This window comes from Streptomonospora nanhaiensis (assembly GCF_013410565.1).
In the GTDB taxonomy this organism is placed as follows: domain Bacteria; phylum Actinomycetota; class Actinomycetes; order Streptosporangiales; family Streptosporangiaceae; genus Streptomonospora; species Streptomonospora nanhaiensis.
Window position 1 is genome coordinate 4,916,664 of record NZ_JACCFO010000001.1, and the last position, 13,214, is coordinate 4,929,877.

Here is a 13,214-nt window from a genome sequence, read left to right on the forward strand (position 1 = left end):
TCATCGCCGATCGCTGACATCGCCGTCTACAGGCCCCGGCGCGGTTTCGCGACGCTTGCGGGTATGGAGCACACCGACGTCGCCGCGCCCGCCGCGGCACCCTCTTCGCCCCCACCGCCCCGGCGCCCCCGGGCGCCCCGCCCCGAGCGCGCGCCGCTGCGCGTCTGGGCGGCCGCCCTGGCCGTCGGCGCGGTCGCGGCGGTCGCCGCCCACCTGGTGATGCCCGGCAAGCCCCCCGCCGAGCCGGCCTCCTACGAGGGCGACCCCCGCCTCGCCGAGTCGGTGGCCGGCACCGTCGCGGGCGTGGAGGGGCAGGTGCAGGGCCTGGCGGTGCTGCGGATCGACGGCGGGGAGACCGCCGCCCTGGTCGGCGGCACCCGCGACGGCGAGGCCGCCGTCAGGGCCGACACCCCCTTCGAGACCGGCTCGGTGTTCAAGGTGTTCACCGCCATGACCCTGGCCGACCTCGTCGCCGACGGCGAGACCTCCCTGGACCGCACGCTCGGCGAGATCTACCCCGACGTGGACTTCGCCTCGCCCGAGGCCGCCGACATCACCCTGGAGGAGTTGGCCACCCACCGCTCCGGCCTGCCCCGCATGCCCGTGGAGGCCATGGCGGCCGGCACCACCAGCCTGTTCCTGGGCACCGACCCCTACGCGGACCTGCCGCCCGTGGAGCGGTCCCTGGAGACCACACCGCTCGCCGAGGGGCAGCCCGAGTGGGCCTACTCCAACTTCGGGTTCGCCGTGCTGGGCGACGCGCTGGAGGAGGAGACCGGCACCCCCTACCCCCGGCTGGTGCGCGAGCGCGTGCTGGACCCGCTGGGCATGGACGACACCGTCATGCGCGGCGCCGACCTGGAGGGGCTGCCCGAGGGCGCCGCCGTGCCGCACATCGCCCCCGGCAAGCGCAGCGAGCCGTGGCGCAACACCGAGTACCTGCCGGTGGGGATCGGCACCTGGACCACCGCCGCCGACCTGGAGCTCCTGCTGCGCGCCCTGATGGACGGCACGGCGCCCGGGATGTCCGCCGTCGAGCCGGCGCACGAGGGCCCCAACGGCGAGACCCGCATCGGGCTGGGCTGGCTCACCACCGACTTCGGCGACGGCGTCGAGCTGGTGCAGCACAGCGGGGGCACCTACGGCTCCACCGCCTTCGTGGGCTACCAGGGCGACCGCGGCGTGGTCGTGCTGTCCAACAGCTTCACCGCCGACGCCGCCTTCATCGGCCCGCGGCTGATGGGCGCCCCCGAGGTCCCGCCGCTGGCGGAGTCGCCGATGGTGCCCAGCGTGGCCTACAGCCTCGGGTGCACCCTGCCACTGCTGCTGCTCCCGCCGCTGCTGGCGCTGTCGCTGATGGTCCGGCGCCGCACCCTGGTGGGCCAGCGGCCGCTGGACCGGCTGCGGATCGTGTCGATGCCGCTGGGCGCCTTCGCGGTGCTGCTCGCGGCGCTGCCGCTGGGGGAGTGGGTCAACACCCCGCCGGTGCTGTGGTCGGCGGCCGTCGGCGCGGTCGTCGCGGCGGCGGTGGCCGGCGGGTGGTACTGGCCCCGGGTGCCCGTGGAGAACGGCCGTTGGCGCGGGTTGCACATTGCGTTCTTCGCGGTGTCGGTGGCGGTCTCCGGCGCCGTGGCGCTGACCGTGGCCGGCGCGCTGGCCGCCGTGTACGCCTGAGGGCGCCGGACCACCCCGCCCGCCGCCCCCGCCTCCCCTGGGGGCGGCGGGGCCGGCCCGCGCGGGGCGGCACCCGCGCAGGCCGCCCCCCGGGCGCCTCAGCCGGCGGAGAGCCGGGCGCAGGCCGCCAGCAGCCGGTCGCGCAGGACCGCCGCCCGCTCGGCGAAGGCGCGCTGGGCCGCCACGTACTCCGCCTTGCCCTCGGGCGTCTCGATCTCCACCGGGGTGTAGCCGTGGGCGCGCAGGTCGTAGGGCGAGGCGCGCATGTCCAGCACCCGGATGTCGCGGGCCAGTTCGAAGCAGTCGACGACCAGCTCCGAGGGCACGCCCGGCGACAGCTTGTAGGCCCACTTGTAGAGGTCCATGTTGGCGTGCAGGCACCCCGGCTGGTCCAGGTCCGCCTGGTCGGCCCGGGTGGGCTGGAGCCGGTTGAGCGGGCGCGCGGCGTCGGTGAAGAACCGGAACGCGTCAAAGTGCGAGCAGCGCACGCGGTGGGTCTCCACCACCCGGTCGGTGCCCTCGGGGCCCAGCCGCAGCGGCACCGCCGCGTGCCGGAGCCGCTCGGGCGGCAGCCGGTAGACCATGGCCCACTCGTGCAGCCCGAAGCAGCCCAGGTGGGGGGCGCGCGTGCGCACGGCGCCCAGCAGCGCCGCGACGAAGTCGAGGGTGGCGCCGCGCCGCTCGGCGAACGCGGCGGTGTCCAGGGTGCGGCCGGGCGCCGGACGGCCGTCGGGGCCGGCGGCGCGGACGGCGCGGTAGGTGTCGCCGGAGCGGTCGGCGGAGTCGTCGCCCAGTAGCACCGTGCCCGCGCCGGGGTGCCAGCGCCGCAGCTGGGCCGGGCGGTGGCTGTAGTAGGTGAAGAGGAAGTCCTCGACGGGGTGGGCGATACCGCGCCGGCGGCGGTCGAGGTGGTCGGCCAGCAGGGCGTCGACCCGCTCGTGGTGGCGCCGCTCGCGCGGGCGCCAGAGGTCGGGGGTGAGGACGGCGGTGGCCGCCGGGCCGGCGCCGGCCCGCTCGGGCGCGGCGGGCTCCGGCGCGGGGTCGCGGGTGGGCGTGCTGGGGTCCATCGCCCTCCAGGGTAGGCGGGCGCGCGGTGTGCGGTGCCCCGGACGGCCTCGGCCGCATCCGCGCCGCAGGGCGGGGCGGATGCGGCCGAGGCCGTCCGCGCGGGCGGGCTCCGGTCGCAGCGGACCGGCGGGGTCGGGCGGCCGGCCGCCCACCCGGGGGCGACGGCCGGGCCGCGGTCCTACGGGATCAGCAGGTGCCGGCCCAGGTGCACTCCAGATCGGCGTCGGGGGCGCTGGGCGAGGTGCGCTCGGCCGCCAGCGGCCGCACGACGTCGGCGGTCCGGTCGCGGGTGAACTCGGCCAGGCGCACCGCGATGGCGTCCTGGACACCGCGCGGGGCGGCGCCCGCGTACCCGTTGTTGATGACCGTGAACGCCAGCTCCTCACCGCCGGCGGCCGTGACGTAGCCCGACAGCGCGCTGGCGCCGGTGAGCGAGCCCGTCTTGGCCTGGACGTTGCCCTCGGCGGGGGTGTCGCGCATGCGGCTGGTCAGGGTGCCGCCGACCAGGCGGTCGGGGTGGCCGGCCAGCGGCAGGGAGTCCCGCCACACGCCGAACCAGGGCTCGGCGCGGGCCTCCTCCAGCACGTCCATGACCGCCTGAGCGGTCACCCGGTCGGAGTGGGAGAGCCCGGAGCCGTCGACCAGCTCCACCTTGCGGGTGTTGACGCCCATGTCCTCCAGGGCCTCGGTCGCCGCGTCGATGCCGGCGGCCCAGGTGCCCTCGCCCGACTCCTCCCGCCCCATGGCCTTCATGAGGATCTCGGCGTGCGGGTTGTTGGACAGCTTCATGAACGGGGTCAGCAGTTCGCTCAGCGGCATGGACGAGCGCTCGGCGACCGGGTCGGCCGACTCCGGCGCGGCGCCCCGGCCGACCTCGCCCGACACCTTGACGCCGTGCTCGGCGAGCGCGGCGGCGAACAGGTGGGCGGCGTGGTCGGTGGGTTCGTGCACGGTGCGCAGCGTGGAGTAGGTCTGCTCGACGGGCAGGGCGCCGTCGGCGGTGAACGCGTTGGTGCCGTCGGCCCGGCTGACCCCGAACGTGGAGGTGCTGCCGGAGGCGCCGGTCTCGGCCCGGTTGTCCAGACTGAGGTTGTCGGTCATCGGCTCCAGGGCGACGTCCACGGGGTCGCCCGCGGCACCGCCCGCCTGGGCGTCGACGTTCACCACACCGGTGTCGTAGTCGGTGTTGGCGGCGACCGTCAGCGCCGAGATCTGCGCCGCGTAGTAGTACGGCGCGTCGGTGGGGTCCCACTCGGGCAGGTAGCGCTCGGAGTCGAACCAGGTGTCGTCGGCCAGCAGGTCGCCGGTGACCTCGGTGACACCGGACGCGGCGACCTCGGCCGCCAGTTGGTCGACCGCCTCGGGGGTGAGCGTGGGGTCGCCGGTGCCCACGAGGTAGAGGTCGCCGTCGACGACGCCGTCGCCGGGGTCCTCGCCCGCGGCCACCGAGGTGGTGAACCGGTAGTCGGCGCCCAGGACCTCCAGCGCGGCCGCCGAGGTCAGCAGCTTGGCGTTGGAGGCGGGCACCACCTGGGTCCGGGGCTCGCTGCGGTAGAGCACGTCGCCCCGGGTGAGGCTGGTGACGATGACGCCGGACGTGGCGCCCTCCAGCGCGGGGTCGGCGAGCAGCGCCGCGAGGTCGGCTCGCAGGTCGGCGACACCGGTCGCGGTGTCGGCGGCGGCGGGGGCCGCCCCGGCGGCGGCGATCGCCGCGGCGGCGGTCACCGCGACCGAGCCCAGGCGCGCGGCGCCGCGCGCTCGGCGCGGCGCGGCGGCCCGAACGGGGTAAGGGGGGTTGCGGATGGACATGGCGCCGTAACCTACCGGAGCCGGAACCGAAAAACAGCCCATCGCGGCCGAAGGACACGGACGCCACACGGCAGAGTCGTAGCACCGCCTCGCGGCCGGGCCCCGAAGGGGCGGGACGGGGGCGCCGGCCCGCGGCCCGCACCCCTGCCGCGGGGCGCGGGCCGCGGGCCGGCTCAGAAGGACGCGGCGCGGTCGAAGACCCGCCGGGCGGCGTCGCCCAGGAACGGGCCGTACTGGGTGCGGGTGTCGTCGGCGTACTTGAAGCTGATCACCGAGACCACCGTGCCCTTGCCCGAGGCGGGGTCGAAGTCGGCCAGCCAGGGGCCGCCGCTGGAGCCCTCGGTCATGGTGCAGGCCATGCCGCTGGCGGTGGTGCCGCCGTCGTCGGGGGTGGTGGCGCCCGCGCAGTAGTGCAGGCGGCTGCCGTCGAAGCGCCCGGTGGCGGGGTAGCCGAACGCGTAGGTGGGGTCGCCCGGCGCGGTGCCGAAGGAGACGGGGTGGGCCCCGGTGCGGTCCTGCACGTGGTGGTCGCCGGAGCGGTTGAGCACGGCCATGCCGAAGTCGTAGCTGTCGTCGGCCTTGTCGGCCCACTGCGGCGCCACGAACATCTGCCGCGCGGTGTAGCGGCCGTAGGGGCTCTCGCCGTCGGCGTAGCCCGGCACGAAGGTCCAGTTGTCGGCCCAGCCGCCGGTGCCGTCCTTGAGGCAGTGGCCGGCCGTGATGACGGTGTCGCGGTTCTGGGCCGAGACGACGGCCGCCGAACAGGTGAAGTCGCGGCCGTCGAGGGTGAGGAAGACCCTTCCGGTCGTCTTGGCCACCCGGCCGCCGCCGCTCCACCGCTCGCCGGTGCTGGAGGCCGCGGCGGCCTGCGGCACCGCGACCTGGCCACCGGGTCGGGTGTCGGCGGCGGCCTGGCCACCCGGTCGGGCGGTGCCGAGCAGGCCGCCCGCGACGCCGTCGAGCGCCCGCACGAGCGGGACGGCGGCGGCCATGCGCTCCCGGGTCCAGTAGTCGAGGACGCGGCGGTGGTCGTCGGCGTCGACGGCCGCGGCCTGGCGCACGACGCCGCTCTCCCGAGCGGCCGCCGCGGCACCGGCGGAAGGGGTGTCGGCCGCGGCCGCGGGGACCGCGACCACCCCGGCCACCGCGAGGGCGGCGCCGGCCAGCGCGCCGACCAGCCTGAAGACGACGGATGAAGTCATGGCAAAGGATCATGCCACACTTTGCGTAGCCATTCGGCTACTTTGGGCTTAGGGCGGGTCGCCGTTCCCCGTGCCCGCGGGCCCCCGCGCGCGGGGCCTCCGTTCGGCCGCCTCCGGCCGCCCGGCGCGCCCGCCCCGTGCGGGCCCGGCGCCGCCCCGCCGCCCGCCCGGCGCACCTGCCGCGATGCGCGACAATGGGCGCGTGCGAATCGCCCAGCAGCTTCTTGAGGCACCCTCCGCCGACCGCCCGCGCGAGCTCGTGCTCCTCGGCTCCACCGGCTCCATCGGCACGCAGGCCGTCGAGGTCGTCACCGCCAACCCCGGCCGCTTCCGCGTGGTCGGCCTGGCCGCGGGCGGCGGCCGGCTCGACCTCCTCGTCGACCAGGCGTGCGCGCTGGGCGCCGAGGCCGTGGCCGTGGCCGACCCCGGCGCGGCGGCCGACCTGGCCGCGCGGCTGCGCGAACGCGGCAGCGGCGCCAAGGTGCTCGCCGGCGCCGAGGGCGTGGCCGAACTCGCCGCGTGGCCGTGCGACGTCGTGCTCAACGGGATCACCGGCGCGCTCGGCCTGGAGTCCACGCTGGCCGCGCTGCGCGCCGGCCGGCTGCTCGCCCTGGCCAACAAGGAGTCGCTGATCATCGGCGGCCCGCTGGTGCGCGCCGCCGCCCAGCCCGGCCAGGTGGTGCCGGTCGACTCCGAGCACTTCGCGCTGGCCCAGTGCTTCCCGCGGGTGCCGCCCGCCGAGCTGACCAGTCTGGCCCAGGGCCAGGTGGCCGCGCGGCTGGGCGAGGTCCGCCGCCTCGTGATCACCGCCAGCGGCGGCCCGTTCCGCGACCGCACCCGCGACCAGCTCGCCGACGTCACCCCCGCCGAGGCGCTGAACCACCCCACCTGGGCCATGGGCCCGGTCATCACCGTGAACTCCGCGACCCTGGTCAACAAGGGCCTGGAGGTCATCGAGGCGCACCTGCTGTTCGACATCCCCTTCGACCGCATCGAGGTCGTGGTGCACCCGCAGTCGGTGGTCCACTCCATGGTGGAGTTCGTCGACGGCTCCACCCTGGCCCAGGCCAGCCCGCCCAGCATGCGCATCCCGATCGCCTACGGGATCGGCTGGCCGGATCGGGTCAGCGGCGCGGCGCCGGCCGTCGACTGGACCCGGGCCCACACCTGGACCTTCGCCCCGCTGGACCACGAGGCGTTCCCCGCGGTCGCCCTGGCCTGCGAGGTCGGCGCGGCGGGCGGCACGGCCCCGGCGGTCTACAACGCCGCCAACGAGGAGGCGGTCGCCGCGTTCCTGGCGGGAGGTCTGGCATTCCCCGCGATTGTGGACACGGTCGCCCAGGTAGTCTCAGAACGTGGACCGGACACGCCGACCGCGTCCGATCTGTCGCTGGCCGACGTCTACGCGGCCGACGAATGGGCACGCCACCGGGCACGGGAGCTGATCTCCCGGTCGCGGTGAGCCGACCTGCGGGGAGAGGTACAGAGTTTCATGGTCGCCCTTCTGACCACGCTCGGGATCGTGCTGTTCTTCCTCGGGCTGCTGTTCTCGATCGCCTGGCACGAGCTGGGCCACTTCGCCACGGCGCGGATGTTCGGCATCCGCTGCACGCAGTTCATGGTGGGCTTCGGCAAGACCCTGTGGTCGCGCAAGCGGGGCGAGACCGAGTTCGGCCTGAAGCTGGTCCCGCTGGGCGGCTACGTCCGGATCGTGGGCATGATCCCGCCCGCGGCCAAGCCGCGCGACACCTCCGGCAAGCCCATGTCGCGCTGGCGGGCCATGATCGAGGACGCCCGCGAGGCCAACACCGTCGAACTGGAGCCGGGCGACGAGGACCGCCAGTTCTACCAGCGCGCCCCGTGGAAGCGGATCATCGTCATGGCCGCCGGGCCGGTCATGAACCTCATCCTCGCGGTCATCCTCTTCTCGATCATCATGATGGGGATCGGCCTGCCGCAGAGCACCACCACGGTCGACACCGTCGCCCGCTGCGTGCTGCCCGCCGACTCCACGGCCACCGAGTGCCCGGCGGCCGCCCCGCCCACCCCCGCCATGGAGGCCGGGATCCGGCCGGGCGACCGCATCGTGGCCGTCGACGGCGAGCCCACCCCCGACTGGGAGGCCGCCAACGTCGCCATCCGGGAGTCCATGGGCCCCACCGAGATCACCTTGGAGCGCGGCGGCGACACCCGCACGGTCACCGCCGACATCATCGAGAACCAGGTGGTGGCCCGCGACGACAACGGCGACGTCCTCTACGAGACCGACGCCAACGGCGAGCCCGTCACCGACGAGGACGGCTACCGGGTGCCCCGCACCGAGCCGGCCGGGTTCCTGGGCATCACCTTCGCCCAGGAGCGCGCCCCGCTGAGCGTGGGGGAGTCCGCGGCCACCATGTGGCAGTCGGTGGTGGGCGTGGGCCAGGCGCTGATCGAGCTGCCCTCGCGGGTCGACGACGTGTTCCGCGCGGCCTTCCTCGGCGAGGAGCGCACGGTGGACTCCCCGGTGGGCATCGTGGGCGCCTCGCGCATCGGCGGCGAGGTGCTGGCCCAGCCCATCCCGGCGATCGACCGCGTGGTCTTCCTGGTGAACATGCTGGCCGGGGTCAACCTCTTCCTCTTCGCCTTCAACATGGTGCCGATCCTGCCGCTGGACGGCGGGCACATCTTCGGCGCGCTGTGGGAGTGGGTGCGCCGGGGCGTCGCGCGGCTGTTCCGCAAGCCCGACCCCGGGCCGTTCGACGTCGCCCAGCTCATGCCGTTCGCCTACATCGTGGTGGCCTGCTTCGTGGTCTTCAGCCTCATGCTGCTGGTGGCCGACGTGGTGAACCCGGTGCGGCTGACGCAGTGACCCGGCCGGGGCGCCGCCGCGGCGGGCCCGGCCCCCCGCCTTCCCGGCCCGTCCGCGCCCGGCGCGGGCGGGCCGCGTGCTGTCACGCCGCGTCATCGCCGCAGGTCCGGCGTTGAGCCGGGCGGCCCGCGCCGAGGGGCCCGCCGCTCGGCACGGGTGTGACGGGTGGTGCCCCTGTGACCCGGGCCGGGCCCGGGGCCGCTCCCTCCTGCGGTGATGTGTCCCTGCTTGCCCTGGTTCGCGGGGCGGCGGCGGGTCGGAGGCACCTCACAGTCATCGCCCAAGCCGGGGCAAACCCCGCAACCGACCAGGGAACGGTCACCCTCTGTTCGCTCGGCCACGGCGTAACGTCCTGCCCGATACGGGTAGCCTTGGCAGCGTGTCGGAGCGCTCGGACCCTCATCCGGCGCCCTTCGGCGGCGGCTCGTCGCATGCCCGCTGCCCGTTCCTCAGCCGATTTCAAACGACGCCGCCGGCCGAGCCCCGGTGGCCGACGAGGTGAAATACGCGTGACCGTCGATCTTGGAATCCCCGCTGTGCGCCCCCGGCCGCTCGCCGTGCGGCGCAAGTCGCGCCAGATCATGGTGGGCAACGTGCCGGTCGGCGGCGACGCCCCGGTCTCCGTGCAGTCGATGACCACCACCGTGACCTCCGACATCAACGCCACTCTCCAGCAGATCGCGGAGCTGACCGCCGCGGGCTGCCAGATCGTGCGGGTTGCGGTGCCCAGCGCCGACGACGCCGAGGCGCTGCCGATCATCGCCAAGAAGTCCCAGATCCCGGTCATCGCCGACATCCACTTCCAGCCCAAGTACGTCTTCGCGGCCATCGACGCCGGGTGCGCGGCCGTGCGGGTCAACCCGGGCAACATCAAGAAGTTCGACGACAAGGTCGGCGAGATCGCCAAGGCCGCCTCCGAGGCCGGCGTGCCCATCCGCATCGGCGTCAACGCCGGCTCCCTGGACAAGCGCCTGCTGCAGAAGTACGGCAAGGCCACGCCCGAGGCGCTGGTGGAGTCGGCGCTGTGGGAGTGCTCCCTGTTCGAGGAGCACGGGTTCCGCGACATCAAGATCTCGGTCAAGCACAACGACCCCGTCGTGATGATCAACGCCTACCGGCTGCTCGCCGAGCAGTGCGACTACCCGCTGCACCTGGGCGTCACCGAGGCCGGCCCGGCCTTCCAGGGCACCATCAAGTCCGCCGTGGCCTTCGGCGCGCTGCTCGCCGAGGGCATCGGCGACACCATCCGGGTGTCGCTGTCGGCGCCGCCGGCCGAGGAGGTCAAGGTCGGCAACCAGATCCTGGAGTCCCTTGGCCTGCGCGAGCGCGGGCTGGAGATCGTGTCCTGCCCCAGCTGCGGGCGGGCCCAGGTCGACGTCTACACCCTGGCCGACGAGGTCACCGCCGGCCTGGAGGGCATGGAGGTCCCGCTGCGGGTGGCGGTCATGGGCTGCGTCGTCAACGGCCCCGGCGAGGCCCGCGACGCCGACCTCGGCGTGGCCTCGGGCAACGGCAAGGGCCAGATCTTCGTCAAGGGCGAGGTCATCAAGACCGTGCCCGAGTCCAAGATCGTCGAGACCCTGATCGAGGAGGCCATGCGCCTGGCCGAGCAGATGCAGGAGTCCGGCACGGAGTCGGGCACCCCCTCGGTCTCGGTCGCCGGCTGAGTCCCGCGCCTCCGCGCCCAACCCCGCGCCCCGGCGGTCCGCCCGCCGGGGCGTCCGCGTGTCCGGCCCGGCCGCGCGGCGCCCCGGTGCGCCGCCCGCGGACACGGTCCGGCCGCGACCACGCCCAAACCGCCCGTGTCGCTTCGCCGCGCCGTGTACGGTCTCGGAGAGAATGCGGCCAGTGGCGGCGAGTGAAGGGCGGCGGGAGTGGCGCGAGGCTGGTGGGGACGGGCGGCCGCGGGCGCCGCCGTGCTGATGGCGGTCTCGGGGACGGCCGCGGACGCCGACCCGGCCGCCGCCGCGCCGGCCCTGGAGTGGGCGGCCTGCGAGGACATCGAGGCGATCGAGGACGGCGGCCCCCTCAGTTGCGCCACCCTCGCCGTCCCGCTCGACCGCGCCGCCGGCGCCGGCACCGCCCACCTCGCGCTGTCGCGGGTGCCCGCGCGCGAGGAGCGCACCGGCACCCTGGTGGTCAACCCCGGCGGTCCCGGCAGCCCGGGCCGCATCTGGGCCTCCTACACCGCCGCCCGGCTGCCCGACCGCGTGCGCGACCACTACGACGTGGTCGGGTTCGACCCGCGCGGCACCGGCGCCAGCACCCCGGCCGTGGCCTGCGACCCCGGCTACTTCGACCCCGTCCGGCCCGACACCTGGCCCGGCTCCGCCGCGGAGACCGACGTCCTGGTGGGGCGCGCCGCCGACTACGCCGCCGCCTGTGCCGACAACTCCAGCGCGGCGCTGCTGGAGAACATGACCACCCGCGACAGCGCCGCCGACATCGAGGCGATCCGCGCGGCACTGGGCGTGGAGCGCATCGACTACCTCGGCTACTCCTACGGCACCCTGCTCGGCGGCGCCTACGCCACGCTGCACCCCGACCGGGTTCGCCGCCTGGTGCTGGACAGCGTCGTGCACCCCGGGCGGCCCTGGTACGCGAGCAACCTCCGGCAGAGCCGCGCCCTGGACGCCGCGGCGGGCAACTTCTTCGCCTGGACCGCGCGCCACGACGACGTCTACGGGCTGGGCGCCACCGGCGAGGCCGTGGCCGACCGCTACTACGCCGCCCGCGCCGCGCTCGCCGAGAAACCGGCCGAGGACGTGGTGGGGCCCACCGAACTGGAGAACGCCTACCTCACCGCCGCCTACTCCTCGGCGAGTTGGCCCCGGCTGGCGCGGGCCCTGGCCGACTACGCGGTCGGCGGCGACACCGCCGGGCTGGCGGCCGTGCACGAGCGCTACGGCGAGAACGCCGAGAGCGATCCGGTCTACGGCGCCTACCTCGCCACCCAGTGCACCGACTCCCGCTGGCCGCGCAACACCGACACCTGGCTGACCGACGGCCGCGAGGCCCACGCCGAGGCGCCCTTCCAGGGCTGGAACAACATCTGGTACAACATGCCGTGCGCGTCGTGGCCGGCCGGCCACGAGCCGTGGTTCCACGTCGACGGCACCGGGGTGGCCGACGCGCTGCTCATCCAGGCCGAGCACGACGGCCCCACCCCGCTGGAGGGCGCCTACGCCATGCGCGAGCGCTTCCCCGGAGGGCGCCTGGTCCTGGAGGAGGACGGGGTCTCCCACGGCGTGGCCCTGGGCGGCAACGACTGCGTGGACGACGTGTTCGCCGCCTACCTGCTGGAGGGCACCCTGCCGCCCGCCGGCGGCGACCCCCGATCGCCCGACCTCACCTGCCCGGCCTCGCCCGAACCCGAGCCCGCCGCCGAGGGCGAGGGCGCCGCCGGGGAGGGCGCCGAGGCCGCGGCGGCCGAACCCGCCGCCCAGGACCCGCCGCGCACCCCGCAGGCGGCACCGCGCGCCTGAACCGGCCGGGCGGCGCCACGCCGAAGGCCCGCCGCGCCACTCCCACCGCGGCGGGGGTCGATTAGGCTGGAGTCACCAGGATCGTGACTGTTCAGGCGCCGCCCGCCCGGCGGGTGGGCGCGGCACGCGGGGCGTCCGCCGGGCGCCCCGCAACGGATGGGGTGATGCGCGTGCTGCGGACCTCGTCCGTGCGGGTGCTCGACGAACGCGACCGCGACACCGTCCACGCCATCCTCGACTCCGACCCCGTCGGCAACGTGTTCGTCAGCGCGCGGCTGCGCGCCGCCGGGATCGACTCCCACCGGCTGGGCGCCGAGCTGTGGGGCTTCGTCGAGCGCGGCCGGATCACCGCGCTGTGCTACTCCGGCGCCAACCTGGTCCCGGTCAACGCCGGTCCCGCCGCCATCCGCCAGTTCGCCGAGCAGGCGCGCTGGCAGGGCCGCCGCTGCTCCTCCATCGTCGGACCCGTCGACGCCGTCGCCGACCTGTGGGCGCGGCTGCGCCCGGCCTGGGGGCCGGCGCGGGCCATCCGCGAGCGCCAGCCGGTGCTGGAGATCTCCGAGCCGCCCGCGGCCGAGCCCGACCCCCTGGTGCGCAGGGTGCGCCCCAACGAGATCAACATCCTGCTCCCCGCCTGCGTCGCCATGTTCACCGAGGAGGTCGGGGTGCCGCCCGACTCCGGCGGCGGGTCCCTCTACCGCGCGCGCGTCGAGGAACTGGTGCGCACCGGCCGGGCCTTCGCCCGCATCGAGGACGGCCGCGTGGTGTTCAAGGCCGAGATCGGCGCGGTCACCCCCTACGCCTGCCAGGTGCAGGGCGTGTGGGTCCACCCCGACCTCCGGGGGCGCGGCCACTCGGTCGCCGGGATGGCCGCCGTGGTGCGCCGCGCCCTGGCCGAGGTCGCCCCGCGCGTCACCCTCTACGTCAACGACTTCAACACCCCGGCCCGCGCCGCCTACCGCCGCGTGGGGTTCCGCGAGGTCGGGGCCGTGCGCTCGGTGCTGTTCTGACCCCCGCCCGCCCCCGCTGACCCCGCCCGGGCCCCGGCGCCCGGCGCGCCCGGCGGTGTGACACACCAGTCCGGTCCCGCAACGCGTCTTGCGCCCCGCCGCGGGGTAGGCCACA

9 protein-coding genes are annotated in these 13,214 nt (G+C 75.6%); 6 read left to right on the top strand and 3 right to left on the bottom strand.

From position 1 onward, the window contains the following. The first annotated feature begins 63 nt into the window (after positions 1–63). Positions 64–1,674, top strand: coding sequence for a serine hydrolase domain-containing protein (locus HNR12_RS21870; RefSeq protein WP_179769331.1), 1,611 nt, complete (start codon positions 64–66; stop codon positions 1,672–1,674). 98 nt (positions 1,675–1,772) lie between these two features. Here the strand turns inward: HNR12_RS21870 and HNR12_RS21875 are convergent, their stop codons facing one another. From HNR12_RS21875 to HNR12_RS21885, 3 genes are all read right to left on the bottom strand, one after another. Then, positions 1,773–2,741 (bottom strand): 3-methyladenine DNA glycosylase, encoded by a 969-nt coding sequence (locus tag HNR12_RS21875; protein ID WP_246425147.1) that lies wholly within the window; start codon positions 2,739–2,741, stop codon positions 1,773–1,775. 187 nt (positions 2,742–2,928) lie between these two features. After that, complete coding sequence (gene dacB / locus HNR12_RS21880; RefSeq protein ID WP_179769332.1) at positions 2,929–4,551, bottom strand: D-alanyl-D-alanine carboxypeptidase/D-alanyl-D-alanine endopeptidase; 1,623 nt, start codon at positions 4,549–4,551, stop codon at positions 2,929–2,931. A gap of 173 nt (positions 4,552–4,724) precedes the next feature. Beyond that, positions 4,725–5,753, bottom strand: coding sequence for a trypsin-like serine peptidase (locus tag HNR12_RS21885; RefSeq protein WP_179769333.1), 1,029 nt, complete (start codon positions 5,751–5,753; stop codon positions 4,725–4,727). 259 nt (positions 5,754–6,012) lie between these two features. Between HNR12_RS21885 and dxr the strand changes: the two genes are divergently transcribed. The 5 genes from dxr (at position 6,013) to HNR12_RS21910 (ending at position 13,099) form a co-directional block, all read left to right on the top strand. After that, positions 6,013–7,215: a 1-deoxy-D-xylulose-5-phosphate reductoisomerase gene (gene dxr / locus HNR12_RS21890; protein ID WP_308118797.1), complete on the top strand. Its 1,203-nt coding sequence runs from the start codon at positions 6,013–6,015 to the stop codon at positions 7,213–7,215. A 30-nt stretch (positions 7,216–7,245) separates the two neighbouring features. Next, positions 7,246–8,604: a M50 family metallopeptidase gene (locus tag HNR12_RS21895; RefSeq protein WP_179769335.1), complete on the top strand. Its 1,359-nt coding sequence runs from the start codon at positions 7,246–7,248 to the stop codon at positions 8,602–8,604. 509 nt (positions 8,605–9,113) lie between these two features. Further along, complete coding sequence (gene ispG / locus HNR12_RS21900) at positions 9,114–10,271, top strand: flavodoxin-dependent (E)-4-hydroxy-3-methylbut-2-enyl-diphosphate synthase (RefSeq protein WP_179769336.1); 1,158 nt, start codon at positions 9,114–9,116, stop codon at positions 10,269–10,271. Between the two features lie 207 nt (positions 10,272–10,478). After that, positions 10,479–12,089, top strand: a complete 1,611-nt coding sequence (locus HNR12_RS21905) for an alpha/beta hydrolase (RefSeq protein WP_372451124.1) — start codon at positions 10,479–10,481, stop codon at positions 12,087–12,089. A 170-nt stretch (positions 12,090–12,259) separates the two neighbouring features. After that, positions 12,260–13,099, top strand: a complete 840-nt coding sequence (locus tag HNR12_RS21910; protein ID WP_179770812.1) for a GNAT family N-acetyltransferase — start codon at positions 12,260–12,262, stop codon at positions 13,097–13,099. The last annotated feature ends 115 nt before the right edge of the window (positions 13,100–13,214 follow it).